Origin of the sequence: Alteromonas sp. AMM-1, assembly GCF_047290655.1 — a bacterium.
In the GTDB taxonomy this organism is placed as follows: Bacteria; Pseudomonadota; Gammaproteobacteria; order Enterobacterales; family Alteromonadaceae; genus Alteromonas; species Alteromonas mangrovi.
Genome location: NZ_JBLBUE010000002.1, coordinates 34670 through 57436, shown reverse-complemented (window position 1 = coordinate 57436; position 22767 = coordinate 34670). Strand labels below are relative to the sequence as shown.

Here is a 22767-nt window from a genome sequence, read left to right as displayed (position 1 = left end):
CCTTGCTGCGTTCTTATTGGCTGCGCTTTTGAGACAGATAAGCCATTAGCTTTTCCAGGTAAATAGCGTGAGGCGGCATTTGGCTCACCACCTGCTGAATCACATTGCCCATGCCGTTTAATTGATTCGCCATCTCCGCGCGTGGCACCTGATCTGCCACTATGTCGTAAGTTTGTGGGCGGCGCTGCATGCCACTGTGCAGCATAAGCCATTCCTGTTCATTAAAGGGTTCTAAATCGTAGCTTACCAGAATGCCCCGATGATTATATTGAGTGAGCTTGCGGGTAAGTTTCTCAATTTGCACAAACTGCGCAGCCTGTTGCCAATAGGTATGCTCTGGCAAGGAGTCTGGAAGATGTTCAAGCGCAAACAACGCACCTTGAAATAACTCGGTATGTTCAACATCGGCGATAAAGCGGCGGTTATATTCAGTTGCCTCTACCGACATATTGTTGGTTATCGGAATGAGTTCCAGCAAGCGCTGAATATCGCGCATCAGCATCATCAATGGTGCAGGTGTGAGTGGCTCTATCACACTGGCTGCCTGACCGATAGCGACGCAGTTGCCTGTCCAGGCTTGTTGCCGGTGCCCGGCGCTAAACGCCATGGCAATACTGGCCTGTGCCCCGTGAGCGTCTATCGCCTGTGATTTCTGTTCAGGCGAACACACGGTTAATCGTTGAATGCTGTCGCGCAGATAGGTATCGGCTTGCCAGCCAAACTCACAAGCGCGAATGTACCTGTGTGTAGGCAGTGCTTCTCCGCGTTGCCGCGTGCTGTGAATCGCAAACAGGGTTCGTGCATTTTCGACCCGGCTTTTTGGGGCTTGGTTATTTTGTGCTAGCGCGGAATACAACCTTGCATCAGGACCGGTGCAGTCGATGTATAAATCCGCTTCAATCCGTTGGCCGTTGGTCAGTTGCAAGCCGGTTATGCTTATATCGCCGGTGTCTGTAACCACCTCTGAAATGCTCGCATTGATCACCGTTACCTTGCTGCTGAGTTTACTTGCATACAGCGCGCTTAATGCGCTGGCATCAAATTGATACCCGTATTCTGCTCTGGAAAGCGGATGGCGATTGTCTTCAGGCGGGTGGGCAAATTTACCGGTTTTGTCGGCCTGTGCATTGATTAGATAAGTTGCCAGCTCGGTTTCACCGTGGCGGGTAACAAAGTGATGTAAGCCTACGCCGCGCATGGCGGGAAACGGCAAATGAAAGCCCTGTAACCACGAGCAGGATGTCATGGCCCAGCGATCAAAATAATTGCCCCAGCAGAATGTACTGTTGGTGTTAAACAACAGGTCAGGCTCAGACACGTTAAGCGTCAGGTTAAAGGCGTACATGTCTGGCACGCTGGTACTGCCATAAAGAAAATCCAGATCCGCATGCTTTGCACTGCTAACCAAAGTCAAAGTGATGTCAGGCGGTAGTTGTTGCTGTAACGCAAGCGCGGTCATGTTCGCTGCAAGGCCGTTACCTGCAATGACGATGTGCTTTATGCCGGACATGCTAGTTGCCCTCCGACGTTGTTGATGCCATGGCAGACATAAGCGGCTTACTGTTTGATGCCGCGCCATAGCGGGTAAGGAATTCGCGGTGTAACGGCGTGTTATTTACGGAATTAACTATGGCCTTGCGCATGCGTTCGCTGGTTTGGATAAATTCAGTATCAGAGGTGTTATTTACTCGCGGATCAAATCCTGTTGGCATTAAATTCTGCCCCAGCAATACCGCTATCCAACTGGGTGGCAGGAACACACCAAACTCGTAACGCTGAATATAGCCGCGACTCAGCCACAGTTCGATTTTGGTTTGTAGGCTGTCGGGCAGGGTCAGGTTACGGAAGTATCGCCACATGTCACTGTCGTCGCGCTTCGTAGCAACATAGTGCAGTAACAGGAAGTCTCTTACCCGCTCGAAGTTCAGCGCCATACGGCGGTTGTATTCGTCGGCATCTTGTTGCTGAAGACGTTGCTGCGGGAACAACTCAATTAACGTGGTGATCCCTTCCTGAATTAAGTGAATCGACGTGGACTCCAGCGGCTCTAAAAAGCCCGATGACAGACCAATGGCCACCACGTTCTTTTTCCAGCAGAGGTTACGTCGACCCGCTTTAAAGTACAGCTGATTAGGCTCGGCCAGCGGCTTGCCATCCAGCGCGTTTAGTAACTGACTACAGGCTTCGTCGTCGGAGATATGCTCGCTCCAGTACACAAAGCCATTGCCGGTGCGGTGTTGCAGCGGAATTCGCCATTGCCACCCTGCCGCTTTGGCGGTTGCTCTGGTATACGGCATCAGTGGGTCGGTGCTTTCGCAGGGGATCGCCACGGCGCGATTACAGGGTAACCATTCAGACCAATCGTCGTAGCCGGCGTGTAAGGTTTGTTCTATTAATAATCCTCTGAAGCCAGAGCAATCAACAAAGAAGTCGCCTGCAATTACCGCCTGGTTATCCAGTACCAGTGAGACCACTTCACCGGTGTCGTTGTGTTGTTTAACCTCAACGATTTTGCCTTCGGTGCGCATTACGCCCTTGGCCTGAGCATAGCGTCGTAGAAATTTGGCGTACAGTGAGGAGTCAAACTGATACGCGTAGCCGTAGTGTTGTTCTATGTTGGAGGAAGACTGCTCGGGTATGCGGAATTTGTTGTGTTTTGCCGACATCACGCCCGCAGCATATTCATGTAATGGTGTGGTGATGGCACCGCTCTGAAAATGCTTTAGCCAGTGTTGGTAAAATTCAACGTTATTGATTGGCAGGCCAAAGTCGCCGAAGGGGTGAATGTAGCTTTCGCCCAGGTTACCCCAGTCACAAAACTCGATCCCTAGTTTTATAGTGGCTTCGGTTTCCCGCATAAATGCGGCTTCATCAATGCCCAGCGCGGAATTAAAAAAGCGAATGTGGGGCAGCGTAGCTTCGCCAACGCCTACGGTGCCGATACTGTCAGACTCAATGAGCTCGATATCAATCGCCAGCCCTTGTAGCTTGTTGGCCAGCGCTGCGGCGGTCATCCAACCGGCAGTGCCGCCACCCACAATTACCACTCGCTTAATGTCATTCCGGTTCACGTTGCTTTTTCATTCCTTATGGCGCAATGATGCGAATTTACTCCCATCATTGCGCATGTTGCAGGCCCTCACAAGTCGTTCGGGCCGACTTCTGCTTCATTTACTGCTTTTTAATTTCTCTACTGACAGCTCAGTGTTGCTTCATCAGCCTTACCCGGTACGCTGGCAATGTTGGTGATACTCAGGTCGACATTACCTTCCATGCTTAAGGCAAATGGCACAACAATGTCACCTAAGCGTATTCCTTGTGCGGTAAAACAGGCTAAGTCGACAGACATTTCACTCCATTCACCCTGAGGTAATTGCTGCATGTATTCGGTGATATCCAGGTAGGCTCTGCAAGAGCCTTCCGGATCCGCGGTGCCTTCGCAGTTCATACCCAGCTTAATACTCGCATTGTCGATGTCGTCTGCTTTTACTTCAAAGCTTAAGGCTGCCTTGGCTTGTAAATCAGACAACATGTCTTCGCGGAAATGGCTCTTGCTCACAACGCGCATTTCCGCTGGTTGCGTGCCGTCTACGGTGAGTTTCACCGCATCTTCCTGCACCACTTTGTCAACGGTACGGAAGGTTAACGAGCCGAGCGTGTGAACACTGGCGCTTACGTTGACGTACTGGCCGCCAGAGAGCAATGCCATTTCCCAGGGCGCGTGCATTTTGCCATCAAACATCTTACGCACCTGTACGTCATCCATGTCCAGTTCAAAACTTTCGTTCAGATCGTCGGCAAGCACATTCTCGTCGCCATAGGCTAATCCAAACCCATAAGGCAGCAGCGGTGCGTAGTCTTCGTCTCCGCGGTTAAGCACTGCCTGGGTTGGGCTTTTCGGCCAGGAATACGACAGTTTACCTTTAAAGTCGTGTTGCAATGAGCCGTCTTTGTTAGTCAGTAGTACATCGGCAACGGCCAGTCCTTCAGAGCCGGGTAGCCAGGCCGCCACAAACGCATCGGAACTGTTCAGTTCGGCATTGACCCACATAGGGCGTCCACTAATGAACACCGAGACCACAGGAATGCCCTGGGACTTAAGTTTTTTCAGAAGTGCTAAATCCGTTTTATTGCCGCGCTGGTATTCCAGGTTCTCACGATCACCGTGCCCTTCTGCATAAGGCTCTTCACCAAACACCACAATGGCAACATCCGGCTTTTGCGAGTAGTTACCTTGTTCGCTGAGTATTACTGTGCCGCCTGCTGCCTCAACCTGTGATTTGATGCCATCGTAAATGGACGAACCGCCTGGGAAATCCGCATTGGTGTTGTTGGTACCCTGCCAGGTAATGGTCCAGCCGCCAGACTGCTTGCCAATATTATTGGCACCGTCACCCGCTACCAGAATCGTTTGAGTGGGGTCGAGGGGTAACAGGTTTGCTTTGTTTTTAAGAAGTACCAGTGATTCGCGTACGGCCTGGCGGGCCACTTCGCGGTGGGCGTCTTGTCCAATCAGTTCCGTTTTACCTGAAAATTTGCGCTTGGCCGGGCTGGGCTTGTCGAACAATCCGGCACGTAATTTCACGCGCAGAATGCGGCTCACCGCATCATCAATACGCGATAAAGGAATGGTGCCGTCTTTAACTTGAGCAATGGTGTTTTCGTACAAAGGTTTCCAGGCTTGAGTGGGCACCATATACACATCCAGCCCGGCGTTAACTGCCTGTGGGCAGTTGTCGTTAGAGCAGCCTGCAATCTGACCGTGGCCATTCCAGTCACCTACCACAAACCCATCGAAGCCCATACGGTCTTTCAGTACATCAGTAAGCAGGTACTTACTACCGTGTATTTTCTTGCCATGCCAGCTGTTAAACGACGCCATAACGGTTTGTGCGCCTACGGTTAAGCCTTCTACATAACCCTGCGCGTGAATATCGAAGAGCTCTTGTTCAGATGCAACGTTGTTGCCCTGATCATCGCCACCTTCAGTGCCGCCATCGCCTAAGAAATGCTTAACCGTGCTGATTACACGGTTGTCACTCAGAAAGTCATTATTTGCATGGCCCTGTAAGCCGTTAATGATGGCCTTGGCGTATTCACCTACAATGACAGGATCTTCTGAGTAACCTTCATAGGTACGCCCCCAGCGGTCATCCCGGACTGTGGCAACGGTGGGCGCAAACACCCAGTCAATACCGGTTACCATGACTTCCGTTGCCGTTACATTGGCGATTTTTTCAATTAATTCAGGATTGTTTGCTGCGCCCAGGCCAATGTTGTGCGGAAACAGCGTTGCGCCAATCACATTGTTATGGCCGTGTACCGCGTCGGTACCCCACATGGTTGGGATGCTTGAACCATCAAGCGAATCATCAACTGATGCCTGGTACATGTCTTCGGCTAACTGTATCCAGTCGGCCGGCGTGGCGTGCTTATTATTATTCGGGAAGGCGCCACCGCCATTTAGGTATGAACCAAACCCATATTTGCGCATGTCTTCAACGGTGATGTCGCGTATTTCAGGCTGAATCATTTGCGCGATTTTTTGTTCCAGCGTCATCGAACCGAGTAGCTCAGCTATTCTGGCCTCTATGGCTGGGTCTTGTTTTACTACAATGTCCAGCCTGGGCCAGATTTGTGCGGTTTGACTGTTATCGCCCGGTTGGCTGCTTTCATCCGGTACGGCGGGCTCGACTGTGTTGCTCTGTTCCTGATCTTTGGCACAACCCGCCAGCATTAAAGTGGTGACGCTTGCCATTACAATTGATTTTATTTCCATTAGCAGTATTCCATGATGATTTTTGTTTAACGTGCTTGTTGTCTTTCAAATCATCAAAAACAATGGGTAAGTAGCAGCTAATTGGCGGGACATTTGAAAGTTGCACTTCACAGTAACCAATGCGTATTCCCAACCACGAAGGAATTGCTTGTGTCCTGTGAAGTGCGCAAAAGAGACACAATGGCCTCTGGCTTTCATGTTCACATTTTTACGTTTTTTGTTATTAGACTTGCTCGTCGGCTAGATCACACACCAGGTAAAATGCCGGTTTTGTCAAATTGAAAGCGCTTACAGTATCCTGTGGCTGATGTTAAATTTCAACAGAATATTGTGCTTTCCTGCCTGAAAAATAAGCGTAAGCAGGCTAGATATTCGCTATTTCCTGAGTGGGTTGAACATGAGGGTTTTGTTTATGCTTTTGAAAATTAAAGATTAAGTTTGTTTTTTGGTGTGTTGGTGCGCTCGTTTTTTCTGTTAACTTTTTTGAAAAGTTTTTATTACAAATTAACAGCTTAGGTAGCCTGCAAAACACATCTGCCAATCAGGATGACAAACGCTGGCTTAACGCACCGCGGTAGGCGTCGATAGCCGGTATTAAACTACAAATAAGTGTAGCGACCATAATAATCCCCACCACCATCAGGCTGTGCTGGTTAAATACGTTGGCCGATATGAACATACCGTACTCACTGGCTAACCAGTCTGTCGACAGCGTAAACACCGTAAATACCAGTATTAAGGCAGAGGCACTGGCTGCTACCGACAGTAATAACGCTTCTACCAACACCAAACGAAAAATCGTACCTGCACCGGCACCAATAATACGCAGCACGGCAATTTCTTTCTCCCGCTGCTGCATGGACGCGAGTAACATGGTGGACAGCCCGAATAGTGATGACAACATGATTAGCAGGCTGATAAATCGCAACAGGTTTTCAATACCCGACATCATCTGCCACATTTCAGCTAGTGCAACGCCCGGCAGAATGGCCATCAGGCGGTCGTCAGGGTAATTGTTGAGTTCGCGCTGTAAGGTAAAAGTGGCAAATTTGCTGGTGAGCCCCAGCATAATGGCCGACACATTGTCTACGTTCAGAAGCTGAGGGTCAGCCTCTTCCGGGTGTTCCAAAAGCGCGTGTAACTGCGCTGGTGGCAGATGCATCGCTTCAATACCAGCCAGCGAAACATGCACGGTGTTGTCTACCGGTGTGCCGGTTGGGGCCAGAATCCCGGTAATGGTAAAGGGTGATTCGTCGTGATTGTGAAAACTCACGGCGCCCATACCATGTGCGATGACAATGTTATCGCCCACCTTGTAGTTCAGGGTATTGGCAACATCAGCACCAATTACGGTGCCAAACGTGCCAGAAAACGTATTGCCTTTGGCAAAGGTGAGTGGTTGTTTATTGCCGTATTTGTAGTGCTCAAAATAGGCCTGAGTGGTGCCCAACACGCGAAAGCCTTTGTGTGAATCGCCCAAAGAAATTGGAATAGCCCAGCTTACCTGCGGGTGGTTTTGCAACATGGTGTAACTTGCATAATCAATATTGTTGGTGGGCGACCCCATTCTGAATACGCTGTACAACAGTAGATTGAGCTGGCCACTGGGCGCTCCCACTATCAGGTCAACATCGGAGACCGTGCGCTTAAAGCTGGCTTGTGCCTGTAATCGAACATGCTCGACACTCAGCAACACGCTTACGCTGATCAGAAGGGACAAAAAGGTCAGTGCAAGCGATTTGCCGCGGCTTTTCAGGCTGCTCAAGGCAAACGACATTAACATGCGTTTGTCTCCTCAAACACGAGAATGTCGTTCACTGACACGCGGGATGTTAAGTACTTACTGAGCGACTGATCATGACTCACAAAAATAAGCGTAGTGTTATGCGCCTCACATAAATCAATAAGCAGCGTCATGAAAGCGTCTCTGGCATCGGCGTCCAGTGCGGAGGTAGGTTCATCCACCAGTAAAATTTCTGGTTCATTCACCAGCGCCCGGGCAATCGCAACACGCTGCTGCTGACCCACGCTCAATTGCTGCGCTTTTTTATGCAGTACGTCTGCCGGGAGATGCAATGCGTTAATTAACGTTTTTAATCGGTCGTTATCGGGGTGTTTATTACCAGCAAAATGCGCCGCTAACCGAATATTCTGCGCAACAGTTAAATGCGATATCAAATTGAACTGCTGAAATACCACACCAATATGACGGGCCCGAAAGCGATCGCGTTTAGACTCTGATAATGCTGAAAACGGCTCGTTGAGTACCGTAATACTGCCTTCTACTGGAGTGATAATACCCGATAGCAGATTCAACAGTGTGGTTTTGCCTGAGCCAGACTTACCGTGTAAAAAAATGCGCTCGCCTTGTTTTACCTGCCAGTCCGCAATCCGCAGGGTGGTTTTGCTATTGGGATAACAAAACGAGACGGCATTCAACTGAATGACAGCGGATTCGGCGAGTGTGGAGAGCGGTGCGTTCATCACAGTTATTGTCGGGTTACTGGCTTAATGTGCTGACTTAATGAGTTCCCAGTGTAGAGGTTTACCCATATCGATACAAAATATTCCTACAGCGGAAATTCGACAATTGGTCTGTTCTGACTCTGATAACTCATGTTCACCTGTGTACCTGTAGCTTTCATCGATTGAAATAACAGTAATCGCGACGCATTGGTGTAGTATTCTCACTAAGTTTGATTATGTACTGATTCTTATGGCTTCTGTTTTTAAACCTATTTACGCCAATCCTTTAGCGACGGTGATTCTTGCTTGTGCTGCAATCAGTTTAACCGCCTGCGCCGCGGCTCCCGTTCCGCATAAAACGGGTGCTTATGTTGAAGAGGTTATCTCGTTTAATCAGATTGCGCCGGTTGTTGAGGCTCTCAATCAACGGTATCAGCCTGAAAACGTGCTAATCGTGTCAGATATCGACAATACCTTACTTACTAATAACGGCGGTTTGGGAGGCGATATCTGGTATCAGTGGCAGCGCGGAAAATTACCAGTTAAACCCACACCCGAGCAAAGTGTGAGTTGTTTGTTTGAGGATGTGATTGGCATGCTTTACGAGCTAAGCCCCATGGCATTAACCGAACCTCAGGTGCCTGCGCTGATAGCACAATGGCAGTCTGCCGGAAACCCCGTGATGTTGCTCACTTCCCGCTCACCCGATTACCGTTCTCCTACGGAAAGAGAATTATTGAATAAAGGGATTAATACGCGCATTTCTGCACTGCTTCCTAAAGATGGTAGCAACCCGGAATACCGGGAAAAGCTGGAACGTGAAATGAGCTATAGCCGGGGAATAATGATGACCACTGGCATGCACAAAGGAAAGATGCTGGAGTGGATCCTAAATAAAACCGGTCGCGAATTTACCGCTATCGTATTTATTGATGACTCACAACACAACATCGACGATATGTTCGGGAGCTGGCAAAACAAACCGGTAGAGATGGCTATTTTTCACTATACTCAGGTAGAAACGAAGCGCATTGAAAAATTTGGACAGGTGTTGAACGCTGAGCAAGCTGATGCCTTGGCTAACGATTATGCGGCGTTAAGCCAAACACTCAAAACGGTGTTTCCCAAACGATATGAAAGTGGCCGTTGTTTGAGTACGCAATAATATTGCATTAGCTGCCCGGTTTTCGGCTTCCGGTAACCGGTTATCTGCGCAGTTTCTCGTGTTGGCGGTGAATGTTGTCGACTGCCCTACACACGGATCTTTAAGCTGATCAGCAGCGCCAGCACCATTAAACCAACAATGATGTGCAGTGACACAGGCAGGCTGAACAGCTCAGCCCCAAAACCTACCAATGCCGGTCCTGCCAATACCCCGGCATAACCTAATGTAGATACTGCGGTAACGGCCATGGATTCAGGCATGACGGTTTGCTTGCCGGTGGCTGAAAACATAATGGGTACAATATTAGCGCAACCAAAACCAATCAACGCGTAGCCTGCTAATGCCAGTTGCCAGGTATCGGTATGCAAGGTAAGCAGAAAGCCGAAAATGGCGGTTAATGCGCCGGCGTTTATCACGATTCTCGGGCCCATGGATGATACAATTTTGTCGCCCGTTAAGCGGCCAATGGTCATTGCCACGGAGAAACTGGCGACACCCAGCCCGGCGCTGGATGTTTCAATGTTCATGAACTCGGTTAAGTAGATCCCGCTCCAGTCCAGTACGGTACCTTCCGAAAGAAATAGAATGCTGCACACCAGGCCTATTAGCACCACAATACTGCGAGGCATAATCATGATTGGTCCCGAGGAAGTCTCTGCGTTATTTAGTAATCCAGTGAGGCTGTAAAACAGCATAGCCACAACCAGTATGGACGTTACAACACAAGCAAGCATAACAGGCACGTCCAGTGAAAGTTGTGTTGTCATTACCAACGCGCCAGCCATGCCGCCCAAACTGTAAAACCCGTGGAAGCCAGACATCAGTGGATTGTCTGAGGCCTTTTCAACCACCACAGCCTGAATGTTCATGGCACAGTCGGTTAAGCCAATGCTCATTCCAAACAGGAACAGTGTGAATGCCAGGCTATAGATGCTTTCCATCATCGGGATAAGTAAAAAGAGTATCGCAAAACTCAGTACAGAGGCCGTAAGCAGACGCTTGCAACCAATACGGCCAGCCCATACTCCTGCTAGCGGCATGCCTGCCAGGGCGCCAGCGCCAAGACACAGCAAAAGTCCGCCAATCACGCCGTCACTGATCTGCACATTGTATTTTACGAAAGGAATAATCGATGCCCAGGCCGCTGTAATCATGCCTGCACTGAGGAACATTATACGGGTAGCCAGGCGTGTTTGCGGTGTATTGTTTGAGACTGAGTTGTCCATGTTGGCGGATATAAAATGTTCGTTTTCGTTATGGTAAACGATATCATAACGCTAAAACTGGTTTAAATAAACACAAATAAACTAAAGTAAAAATAAATGAACAAATTTGATGAGTCGTGTAGTATTCATTGGTTAGCGTAGCAAGCAATACAGGTTTTGATTGTGGAAAAATACTCGCCTGAAGAACGGCATCAGCACATTATTGAACAGCTCAGATCACAAAATAAGGTAATGGCGTCCGAGCTGGCAGAACGCTTAGGCACGACGGAAGCAACCATACGTCGCGATCTCAGACATCTTGCCGAACAGGGTTTGTGCAAGCGTATTCACGGTGGAGCAATGTCGTTTGCGCCAGCGTCAGGCACGCAGCAAGAACGATTGCAGCGCAATAGCGATGAAAAGCAACGTCTTGCCGGCCGGGCTTTAACCGTTGTAAAAGCACACCAATTGATATTTTTGGATGCATCCAGTACCAATTTAATTCTGGCCGGGATGTTACCAACAGATAAACAACTCACTGTGGTAACCAACAGTCCGTTAATTGCACTTTGCTTGTTGGAACAGAACGCGGTTAAAGTGATTCAAATCGGGGGAGAGTTAGACCCAATAGTAGGCGGAGCGGTTGATAATGTGGCTATCCAGGCTCTCAGCCGATTTCATTTTGATATTTGTTTTCTGGGGGTGTGTGCCTGGTCTTCGGAGCATGGTTTTAGCGCCAATAATTTCCAGGACGCCGAATTTAAACGGGTAGCGGCATCGCGTTCCAGCGAATCGGTGGTCATGATCACTCAGGATAAAGTTGACGTATTTGGGCGATACCCGTTTTTACCATCAGATCAGTTGGGTTGCTTGGTTAGCAGTGACCACAGTAATGCCTTGCAAGCGGTGTTTGCCAATGCAACCTGCCAATGGATAACCACACAATAATAGATGGGGTAAAAACCACAAATATGTGAAAATAGTTATCAGGTTGTAAATGCAGTCATATTGGTGTATTTTTGATTGAAATGCTACCGGTGGCACAATAAATTTATTTACAATTAGCCAATCGGTTTACAACGTGAATTTTCAAAGGTGGTACATTATGGCAAGAGCCATTACGCTTTTTGGCACGCTAATCTGGTTTGCGCTTTCCCTCTCTCAGGCTCAGGCTGGGGGGCCTGAAAAGGCCTTCGAAGGTGCCTTGGGATTTGGTCAGTATACTCAGGGCGGACGTGGTGGAAAATTACTTGTTGTAACGTCTCTGGCCGATAATCCCGAACATCCGGAACCCGGTACGCTACGCTATGCTGTTAAGCAAAAAGGCCCGCGTATTATCGAATTTGCGGTGTCAGGGGTAATTCATCTGCAAGATGTGCTGGAGATTACCCGGGATAATGTCACCATAAATGGGCAGTCATCCCCCTACGGCATTGTGATCACCGGTGCACAAACATCGATTAAAGCGAATCAGGTCATCCTGCGTTATCTGCGCTTTCGTCCCGGAACCGAACAGGGTGAAGGCGATGCGTTAAATGCCAGAGACAGACAACATATCATTATTGACCATTGCTCGTTGAGTTGGGCAAACGATGAGGTTGCATCTTTTTATAATAATCAATGGTTTACGCTGCAAAAATCCATCATTTCTGAAAGCTTAAAAGAAGCAGGACACCACAAAGGCAGTCACGGTTATGGTGGTATTTGGGGCGGCGCTAAAGCAAGCTTCATTCGTAACGTGATAGCCCATCACGACAGCCGTAACCCGCGTATTAATGGCTATCGGCTAAAACCGCCTTATCCGCAATCTGAAGCGCTGGTTGATATCCGCAATAATGTGTTTTTTAACTGGGGCGACAACAGTGGCTATGGTGCAGAAGGCGGGAAATTCAACTTAATTAATAACTACTATAAACCTGGCCCAGCCTCTGAGGCAGACCATTTTTTCCAATTCTGGTCGAGCACTGATTTACCCGGAACCCAGGCATATATTGCCGGTAATGTTATGCACGGTAAGCCTGAGGTAGAAAGTAACAATCGTCTGGGATTGTCGGTAAAAAACCAGAAAAAAATGTCGCCACAGGAAGTGGAAGATGTGTATTCATCTGCATTAGTAAACAGCCCATTTGAACAGCCTGAAGGTGCTACGCTGTCAGCTAACGACGCATTTGATTTGCTGATCGTGAAAGCGGATGTTGGTGCAAACCAAAATGCCCACGGCGCGTTTCAGGATTCAGTAGATATGCGATTACTGAATGAAGTAAAGCGGGGCGAAGCCACGTTTGGCAACGGGCTGATTAACACTGAACACACTGTGTTGGGTGCTGGTGGCTGGGCCGCCTATGCGTTGGAATTTTCTGCCAAAACTCACTAAATAACTTAAAAATGAGACACGTTTTACGTGTCTCTGCCTGCACCGTTAACGGGTGCTATTTTACTGTTTTCCCTTTGTTTGCCCTTTTTCACTCTGCTGTTACGATTTCTTTCCTAACCTGTACTATTTCTGTTAATAAAATGTTGATCTCGTGTGCTAATGGCGATATATTGCCACCGGTGGCACTGGTTTGGTGTGTTATGCCTGTTGTACCTGCCATCAGAAAAAATTATATCGCCACTCATCAACACCAGCCTGCGGGCTCGTGTCTGGAGAAAGGATTATGAGAACATTTAAGTTAAACGCGGTAATGGCCTGCCTGGCATTCAGTTTGCCCGTTTACGCACAGCAAGCTTCGACCCCGGCCGAACAGCAAGCACATCAAGAAAAAGCCAACGCCACAGCGCTGCAGTCTGCTCAAACAGAAGCAGATGCTCAGCAAGCCGAACAAAACGCAGAACAACAAGATCTGGAAATCATCCAGGTTAAAGGCGTTAAGACGGCAGATTTAAAAGCCCGTGACCTTGAACGAATGAAAGACGGATTTAGTTCTGTTATTTCTACCGATGAACTGGGTAACTTTGTTGACCAGAACGTAGCGGAGTCGTTACGCCGTCTGCCAGGTGTTACGCTTCAGCGTAGCGAAGGCGAAGGTAAATTTGTAGCCGTTCGGGGTCTTGGTCCCAGCTTCGTTACAGTTAGTATGAATGGTGCTGAAATGGCCGGTGCAGGTGAAGACCGGGCAGTGAGTCTGGATGCCTTACCGGCGGATTTATTGGGTACTATCGAAGTACTAAAATCACTCACACCGGATCAAAACCTGAACTCCATTGGTGGTACGGTAAACGTAAGAGCTATTTCAGCTTTTGATCGTGGTAAAGAAACGCTGAACCTGAAAATCCAGGACGCTTACAACGAGCTTCGCGAGTCGCATTCTCCCCGCTTCAGTCTGAACGGCACCGAATTACTGATGGGCGACAAAGTCGGTATTGGTTACGCGTTGTCGTATGAAGACCGCGAAACGCTGATAGATGAAACTCGTCATCACAGTACTAACGAAATGAATTTCTATCGCGCCGATTTCCCGCTATCAGCAGAGGACATCGCCGCCGGTAACGTAGGGCCTGAAATTCTGGGGCCATCGCAGCTGGAAATTCGTCGTGAGATTGCCGATCGCACCCGCACTGCAGGTGCACTGAACGTTGAATATAAGCCATCGGAAGATGCTTATTATTATATCAAAGGTACTTACACCAAGTATGAAGACGGCGACTTTGCCCTGCGTGAGTTTTACGACTTCCAGGATGCCGGTTCGTTTGGCAGTAACGAAATACTGTACGTAAACGATCAGACCAAAGAATTTATCCTGTCTGACATCGACGTGTTCCATCAGCAATTTATTCAGGAAAGTACTAACGAAACCACTACGTTCAGTATTGGGGGAAGAAATACCTTCGATAAAACCTGGATCCTGGACTATGAATACGCCCGTTCCAAGTCAGAAGAAGACTCCCGTGGCGACCGTCGGGTGCAGTTCCGTGAACGCGACTTAATTGTGTATGGTCAGGGCTCGCGCAACAACATTAAAGCCCAGGTGATGACACCTGAAGAGGCTGCGGCGTTCGCCGGGTTGGACTATACCGACGACATGTTCGGAAGTTCTGGTCGTGGTGATGCCAGTGATTTGAGTAACTTCGAATTTGACAATCTGTTCCTCGAAGGCGGTTTGCGCACTGATGATCTGGAAAGTTTCCAGGTAAACCTGCGCAAAGACGTGTACAGCGACTATATCAACTACATCAAAGTAGGTGGCTTGTTTACACAGCGCTACTACGATCGCGATAAAAACCGTTGGAGCTTCGACCCTTCTGCTGCCGATTGTAACGGCGACCAGGCGTGTATTGATGTTGTGAATTCCAGTCTGGCAGATTATGTCAGCGCCATTCCTGCTAACAGTACATTCCAGTATCCGTTTGAAAGTGCAGCCACGGTGGATGCTATGGTTGCGGTTACTCGCCAAACGGTAGAAAGCGCGACGAATGGCGAAGAGTCAATTGAGAGCACGAAAGGCGATTACACCATTAACGAAGACACCAAAGCCTTGTATGCCATGACAGAAATTCCGCTGGGTGCAGATGCAACGCTGATCACAGGTGTGCGTTGGGTGGAAACTGAATTTGCTTCTACCGGCTTTATGTCACTGGAAAACGATGACTTTGAGTTTAATGGTGCTGGAAACGGCAGCCTGGACATCGCTATTCCACTACCGGAAGCATCCATTAAGTACAGCGAGTTTTTCCCGAGTGCTCATTTGCGTTACGAGCCTACCGAAAATATTTTGGTACGTGGTGCGGTATGGAGCAGCTTTACCCGTCCTTCATTTAGCCAGGCTCGTGCCTATGCAACGTTCGACAGCGACATTGAATTGTGTCCGCCTGCCAGTGACAACTGTGATGACTCACAGGGTGGGGCAAGCATTCGCCAGTTGCAGGATTACATTCTGGCCTCAGACAACGCGCTGGACGTAGGTAACCCTAACCTCACGGCGATGACGTCAATTAACTACGACGCGTCATTAAGCTGGTACGCCAGTGAAAACCTGTTTATGGAAATTGGCCTGTTTTACAAAGACATTAAAAACTTCATTGTTGATGTAAACGGTATTTCCATGTCATTGGCTGACCTGCCAGTGAGTTTGCCGGTAAATCAGGTAACGCAATTCGTTATTCCTCAGGATCTGGTTTTGGATGAAATCAACATCACACTAAACGGTGACAAAGCCAAAGTGTACGGTGTGGAACTGAGTTACAACCAGTATTTTGAAAACGGCTTCTTTATTCAGTCCAACGCTACCTTCCTCGACAGTGATGCGCGTTTGGATGGCACGGTTCGTCAGGGCTCATTGCCTCTGCCAGATCAAGCTGACCAGACTTTCAACTTCACGGTTGGCTGGGAAAACGAAGTGTTCTCGGCGCGGTTAATTACTAACTACCGGTCTGAGATCCTTGAGCAAATCGGTTCTTGTCCGACGACTGCTGATGTGAGCAATGTGAAAGCCTGTAAGATCTGGGGAGACCAGTATCAGGCGGGTTACACCAGCGTAGATATGAAACTGAAATACGACCTTAGCGAAAACATACAGTTGTATTTCGATGCGCTGAATCTGACTTCGGCTGAAGACCTGCGCTACTTCGAGGGTAATGAATACAGCGGTGGCAACATCCTGTACCAGAAAGAAGTGTACGGCCAGACCTATCAGTTGGGTGCCACGATCAAGTTCTATTAATGCAGGGATTGAGGCATAGCCTCAGAACAATTAATCGAATCGGGAACGTGGCATTTCATAACGGGTAACAGCGGTTGCCCGTTAGCCGACTTCCCGCTCCATCATCCTTGGGAGGGTGAACATGAAAAAGCTCAATCGCATAGCCGCCATGATGAGCGGCGCCGTGCTGGTGACCGGCTGCGGATTTGAACAAACCATAAACGTAAAAGAAGAGCCCGCACCTGCGCTTACCGGCCAGTTTGTTGATGCACCGGTTGGCGGCTTAGGCTACCGCTCAGAATCTTTCCCCGACGGAACAACGAATGCCAACGGGGAGTTCTCTTATTTCCGCGGCGACCAAATTACCTTCTATATTGGTGATTTTGAGTTCCCCAGCGCACCGGCATCCAGCATTTTAACGCCGTTGGCGCTGTTCCAAACCGATAACCCATTTAATCCGTCAGTAGTGAATACGCTGCGCTTACTGCAGGCGCTTGACGCAGATGCAGATGCCAGCAACGGTATTAGTATTTCTGCCAACGCCGCAGCGGCTGCACAAATGGCCCTGGCTGATGGCGAAACCATTGAAAGCTTTTTTGCTCAGGACCCGGCGGACTTTGCTGCCGACGTAGAGCCATGGCTTGCCACGGCAGGCGGTAGCGCCAGTTTGGTTAGCTACGACGATGCCGTAGAACACTTTGTGAATTATCTGGAATCAGAATACGGCACGCTGCTTACCAATGCCATTAACGTAGAATTGATTACCGGCACGCTTTACAACACCTTCATTCGCGGCAAAACAGCGGTTAAAAACAGCATAGATTTTACCCCGGATGACGCTACCGGAATGACGGGTACCTTTACCATGGTGGAAGGGGAAACCTCCGTTACCGGTACTTATGGCTATGCCTTTGGTCGTCGGGCGTTGGTGTTGACTACAGAAACCAGCACCCATTACCTGGTGTCGCGTTCGTTTAATACCGTGAATCAGGTTTACAGCATGTGTTGGTTCGACAACCCAACCCAGGCCGTGACCAGTTTGGTACGTAGCTGTGACGCCGACGAAGATCCGAAGGACAATTTACTGGTATTAACTGAAGAGCAAGCCGATCTGGAACTGATTGCGTTGGAAGAGGCCGCGTCAGCTATTGAGCCTGCGCTGGCGGAAAGCTTTGATACCGATATCACTACGTTCTTCTCTTCGGGTTACAAGCGGTTAAGCGACGATGAAAACGCTGGCCCTATGTACTACAAAACGGGCGGTAGCCCGATTATCGATCCGGATTTAGGCCAGTTAACCCTGGCTGGTGCACGTTTTACTATAGGTAACGCGGCTGCAAATCCAGGAGCAGAAACCGCCGATACCGATACGGTAGGAACCGGTATTTTTAATATCAGCCAGGGCTTTACCATCAGCTTTGACGTGGTTGCCCACAATGGCGCCGGTAGCCTTAACGTGTATGTAGACAACAACACTACCAGCCAAAGCAAGTCAATTCAGGGCGCGGCCAGTAAGTTTATTGGTTTAAGCATTACTGAAGAAAACTTCCCGGTAGGCCAGCGTTATACCTACACGTATGTACCGGGCACAGATGTAACCGGATTGCCAGCAGATGATCCGGATGCGCGTATTTTAAATCCTGATGTAACCAACTCTTTCTTCCAGTTCCGTACCGATAGTTCAGGTAGCATCACAATTGATAACCTGACCATTGAAACGGTTGCTGATGCGGTGGATGTGCCTGATGAGCCGGAGGAACCAGTAGAGCCAGAAGAACCGGATACACCGGAACAACCTGTTATTCCTCAGGTTGATTTACCACTGGTATATGACTTTGTGGGTGTAACAGAAGACATTTTCTCAGACGCCTTTGCCAGCCTGGTTAATAGCGCTGGTGAAACGCTGCCAATGTACACCCGGACCGGGGGAACAGTGGTAGTGGTTAGCGAGGGTCTGCAAATCGACTCTGGTCGCTTTACCATTGGTAACTCCACACCTGATGTGGAAACCTCGGCGGATGACGTTACTCACTCTGGTGTACTGGATTTAAGTCGCCCGTATAAAGTAGTCATGGACATTGTGTCGGTAAGTGATCCCGATGGCGATAACAACTTCCAGATTTATGTTGATAACAACACCAGTAGCAGTAGCAAATCGATACTCGGTGGAGCGTCAAAATTCTACAGTGAACTGATTAACACGCTTACCCCTGGCACTACGCTGGAAGTGGAAGGACCTATCGCGTCTGAAAACTCCTTCCTGCAACTTCGCACAGAAAGCGGCGGTACTGTGGTGATTAATAACCTGCGTATCGAATATCTGGACGACACCAGCGTGTTCTCGTGTGACGATCAGCCTGAATTGTATTTCTGTGATGACTTTGCCAGCGGTACAACCGATAACTGGGAAGTTCTGGCGCAGCCAGATAACACAGAAGGTGCGGTAGGCAGTTTCGACATCTACAACGATGAAGGCAACAAAATACTGCGTTATACCGCAGGCAGTGCCGGAGGCGAAATTCTGCAGTTAACCGAAGCCGCCATGGCGAAAATTCCGGATACCGCAGATTATTTTGTGGAAGCGCGAATTCGCCCTCGTCAGAACAGCACTACTGCCAATAAACAGCTCTACTTTACTGCCCGTTACGACAGTGAAGGTAACTGGTACGGCGGCGGTATGAACCTGCAAAATTCATCCAGTAACACACGGATTGAAATTGCAATCAGTACAGATGGTTCAATTAGCCGTCCTGTTCAGGCAAAAACACCGCTGTTAATGGGTGAGCAGGACGGAACCGATGGCGTGTGGTATCGCGTACGCTTCGACCTGGTAGGCGAAACGCTCACAGCGTACCTCGACGGCGAAGAAATGGGCTCAGTAACCGATAGCACGTTCACCGCGAAAGGGCTGATTGGTATGTTCACCAACAACCGTTCGTTCGAAATGGACGACTTTAAAGTAGGTGATCCGAGCGTTAAACCCGTACAGCTAACGCTGGACTACAAAGACACTACATGGGATACCACTACCACCAGTGATCCACTGTACGTGTATGTCACTGCTGTGAAGAACGACGGCATTACTGACGATACTTACACTGTTACATCGTCTAAAGACAGCGTAGTAGCCGTAACGGTTGATGGCCCTAACGTAACACTTACTCCGGTAGGTGCAGGCAGTGCCACCATTACCTTTACGTCTGGCTCTGACGCCACACTGACCCGTAGTATCGACGTAATGGTAACCGAAGGTTTCGTCATGCCTTCCAGCGAGTACGGCGATTTAACCGGTAAGGTATCACCAGCGACGTCAGCGACTGGCGCGTACATCGATGGCAAGCTGATGCTGACCTTCGACAGCGCACCTACTTTGGGTGAAGTGGGCGAGGTACGTATCTACAACGCTGCAGACGATACAGTGGTGGACGTGATTTCCTTGGGTGGAGAGATTAACACGCTGGGTTACACCGGTCAGGATCGTTTGCGCAGAGTGAACTACCGTGCGTTTAACGTAGATGGCAACACCCTGACCATTGTGCCGCATAACAATGCGCTTGCTTACGACCAAACTTACTACGTTGCAATAGGTGACGGTGTGGTTACCAATACACAACTGAACGGCGTCGACTTTACCGGAATGGGTAAAAACGCTGGCTGGTCATTCTCAACGCAGGAAATTGGCCCGTCAGGTAGCGATGTAACCGTGGATGACGACGGTCAGGCAGACTTCCGTACCGTACAGGGCGCACTGAACTATGTAATGGAAAATGTGGCAAAAGACACCGCAGCTACTATTACAGTGAAGTCGGGTATGTATAACGAACTGTTGTATGTTCGCAATAAAAACAACCTGACCATTCAGGGTGAAGACCGCGATGATACCGTTATTTACTACGACAACTATGAGTCGTTCAACGGCGGCACAGGTGGCAGCGAACCGCTGGGCACAGGTACACCAAATGGTGGTCGCAGTGTGTTCCTGGTAGAAAGTGCTGACATGCTGGTACTGAACAACTTCACACTGAAGAACAGTCATACCCGTAATAACGTGGATTCAAACCAGGCGGAGACCATTTACTTCAACAGTAGTCACCGTTTAGTAGCCAACAACATGAACTTCATGAGTGAGCAGGATACTCTACTGCTGAAAGGCTACAGCTGGTTCTATAACACGCTGGTGGCGGGTAACGTCGACTTCATTTGGGGTTACGTAACGGCGGCCTTGTTTGAAGACAGTGAAATCCGCACTATCGGTGATTCCAAGTACGGTGCTGATGCAACCTCGCCTGGTGGCTATGTGCTGCAGGCCCGTGTACAAAACGCAGCCGATCCGGGCTTTGTATTCCTGAACAGCGACTTTACGCATGGCCCTGGTCCATTGGGTACAACTGTAGAAGCGGGTTCAACCTATATTGCGCGTAGTGGAGGTAATAGCAGCTACTTCGACAATATTACGTTGATCAACAATACCTTTGGTGAGCACATTGCCACAGTGGGTTGGGCTTACAACGGTATTAACAGCCAGCCACAGCCAACACCTGATCCGGCAACGGCTACGGGAGGCTGGCGCGAATACGGCAGCACAGATGCGCAGGGTAACCCGTTGGATCTGAATGCACGTGTGGGCGGCTACATTCTGAGTGACAGTGAGGCGGCTAATTACAGCAGTCGAACTGCAGTGTTTGCCGGCTACAACGACGGCGCAGGTTGGGATCCTCAGCCAATTGACGCTCCTGTGATTGTTGAAGCGGAAATTGATAAAGGTTTTGCGGGTTATAACTTCGATATTACCGGTGGTGCAGGTGGTATGGTGGTTACCGTGGATACCGGCGCTAAGCTAACCGCAGCCCTTAAACAGGCCAAAGACGCCAATTCACCTATCACCATTTATGTTGATGGTGTGATCACTGACGCCAACAATGATGGCAGCGGCCGCTCTATCGAAATTAAAGACATGGATAACGTGTCGATAATCGGTGTGGCTGACCGCGGTGAGTTCGACGGTATCGGTATCTCGATTCGCCGTGCAAACAACATCATTGTACAAAACCTGAAGATCCATCACGTATTAACCGGTGCTAAAGACGCTATCTCTATCGAAGGTGATAACGATGGTTCAACTACCAGCAATATCTGGATCGATCACAACGAGCTGTACAGCACGCTGAACGTAGATAAAGACTACTATGACGGTTTGATTGACTCGAAATCAGGTGCCAAAAACATCACGATTTCGTACAACTACCTGCACGATCACTGGAAAGCGTCGCTGCATGGTCATACCGAGTCTGATACAGGCAGTGATAACACCGAGCGTTTGATCACGTTCCATCACAACCGTTTCGAAAACATTGAGTCGCGTTTACCGCTGTTCCGTTACGGTCATGGACACCTGTACAACAACTACTACAACAACATCAATTCAACCGCCATTAACTCGCGAATTGGTGCAGAGCTGCAAGTCGAGAACAACGTGTTTGAAAACACGCAGAACCCGATTGTATCGTTCTACTCAGACGTGATTGGTTATTGGAATACGTCAGGTAACTTGTTTGGTACCGGTGTAACCTGGACTACGCCATCTGGCACCGACGTATCGGCTGGTCCTGATCAAACGCCTACCAGCAGCTATGAAGTGCCTTACGACTACAATCTGGATGACACCAGCATTGTGAAGAGCAAGGTAATTAACCATGCGGGTGTGGGTAAGCTTGACCAGTCTGGTTTGGATATTCCTGCAATCACAGACGGCAGTGGTGATGGAAACGGCGGTACTGGCACAGGTGAAACTACCGATGTTACCTTGCCATACACCGAAGACTTCAATGCGGCAGATGCCTCAGCCTTCTTCAGCGCCGACTACAAGTCTCTGCCTGATGACAGCTCGGCTGCACTGTACAATGTTACTGGTGGTGGTAGCGGTATCACTATAACCGACGGCCAAATCACTCTGGACAGCGCCCGTTTCTCAATCGGAGACACGCAGCCAGGTACTGAAACGGCTGCAGGTGACACTGCCGGACGGGGGGTATTTGACTTAAGCCGCCCTTACAAAGTGCTGGTTGATGTTATTAGCGTAAGTGATCCGGATGGTGACAATAACTTCCAAATCTACGTAGACAACAATAGCAGTAGCAGCAGTAAGTCTATGCATGGCGGTAGCTCGAAGTTCTATACCAAGCTTATCGGCGAACTGACCGTTGGTACGCTGGAAGTAGAGGGCCTGGTTGCCACAGCAAACTCCTTTATCCAGCTTCGCACGGAAAGTGGCGGCGTAGTGGTACTGGATAACCTTCGACTGGTGTATCTGGAATAATATTTCCCGCCAATCCAACATGCAGGTTGGCACCTGCAAAATATAAAAAATCCGCGTAACTGAAAAGTGCGCGGATTTTTTTATAGGTGTAAATAAGATGATTGATTTACACGCTTCGATAACGGGTTTACATACCATTCTTGATCTTTTTTTTGTTTTCTACTGTAATAAAAACAGTCACTAAAATAATTTTGGTA

At 49.0% G+C, this 22767-nt stretch carries 11 protein-coding genes; 5 read left to right on the top strand and 6 right to left on the bottom strand.

The window, feature by feature from the left end:
• Positions 1-13: 13 nt before the first annotated feature.
• From ACLR2L_RS00850 to ACLR2L_RS00830, 5 genes are all read right to left on the bottom strand, one after another.
• Positions 14-1510 (bottom strand): tryptophan 7-halogenase, encoded by a 1497-nt coding sequence (locus ACLR2L_RS00850; RefSeq protein ID WP_413364859.1) that lies wholly within the window; start codon positions 1508-1510, stop codon positions 14-16.
• Position 1511: 1 nt separating this feature from the next.
• Positions 1512-3071, bottom strand: coding sequence for a tryptophan halogenase family protein (locus ACLR2L_RS00845; protein WP_413364857.1), 1560 nt, complete (start codon positions 3069-3071; stop codon positions 1512-1514).
• Positions 3072-3190: 119 nt separating this feature from the next.
• Positions 3191-5779 (bottom strand): glycoside hydrolase family 3 protein, encoded by a 2589-nt coding sequence (locus ACLR2L_RS00840; protein WP_413364855.1) that lies wholly within the window; start codon positions 5777-5779, stop codon positions 3191-3193.
• Positions 5780-6320: 541 nt separating this feature from the next.
• Positions 6321-7562, bottom strand: coding sequence for an ABC transporter permease (locus ACLR2L_RS00835; RefSeq protein ID WP_413364853.1), 1242 nt, complete (start codon positions 7560-7562; stop codon positions 6321-6323).
• Positions 7556-8263: an ABC transporter ATP-binding protein gene (locus tag ACLR2L_RS00830; RefSeq protein WP_413364946.1), complete on the bottom strand. Its 708-nt coding sequence runs from the start codon at positions 8261-8263 to the stop codon at positions 7556-7558. The genes ACLR2L_RS00835 and ACLR2L_RS00830 overlap by 7 nt, the downstream gene beginning before the upstream one ends.
• A gap of 232 nt (positions 8264-8495) precedes the next feature.
• Here ACLR2L_RS00830 and ACLR2L_RS00825 point away from each other — a divergent pair, with 232 nt between their 5' ends.
• Entirely contained in the window at positions 8496-9410 is a 915-nt protein-coding gene (locus ACLR2L_RS00825; RefSeq protein ID WP_413364851.1) for a DUF2608 domain-containing protein, read from the top strand.
• Positions 9411-9496: 86 nt separating this feature from the next.
• On the opposite strand, the gene ACLR2L_RS00820 is transcribed toward ACLR2L_RS00825, so the two are convergent.
• Positions 9497-10636, bottom strand: a complete 1140-nt coding sequence (locus tag ACLR2L_RS00820; RefSeq protein WP_413364849.1) for an MFS transporter — start codon at positions 10634-10636, stop codon at positions 9497-9499.
• Between the two features lie 162 nt (positions 10637-10798).
• On the opposite strand from ACLR2L_RS00820, the gene ACLR2L_RS00815 reads away from it, so the two are divergent.
• The 4 genes from ACLR2L_RS00815 (at position 10799) to ACLR2L_RS00800 (ending at position 22570) form a co-directional block, all read left to right on the top strand.
• Complete coding sequence (locus tag ACLR2L_RS00815) at positions 10799-11563, top strand: DeoR/GlpR family DNA-binding transcription regulator (RefSeq protein ID WP_413364847.1); 765 nt, start codon at positions 10799-10801, stop codon at positions 11561-11563.
• A 157-nt stretch (positions 11564-11720) separates the two neighbouring features.
• Positions 11721-12989, top strand: coding sequence for a pectate lyase family protein (locus ACLR2L_RS00810; RefSeq protein WP_413364845.1), 1269 nt, complete (start codon positions 11721-11723; stop codon positions 12987-12989).
• A 283-nt stretch (positions 12990-13272) separates the two neighbouring features.
• Positions 13273-16275 (top strand): TonB-dependent receptor, encoded by a 3003-nt coding sequence (locus tag ACLR2L_RS00805; protein WP_413364843.1) that lies wholly within the window; start codon positions 13273-13275, stop codon positions 16273-16275.
• Positions 16276-18163: 1888 nt separating this feature from the next.
• Positions 18164-22570 carry a pectinesterase family protein gene (locus ACLR2L_RS00800; protein ID WP_413364944.1) on the top strand — a complete coding sequence of 1469 codons (4407 nt, stop codon included), beginning with the start codon at positions 18164-18166 and terminating at the stop codon, positions 22568-22570.
• Positions 22571-22767 lie beyond the last annotated feature (197 nt).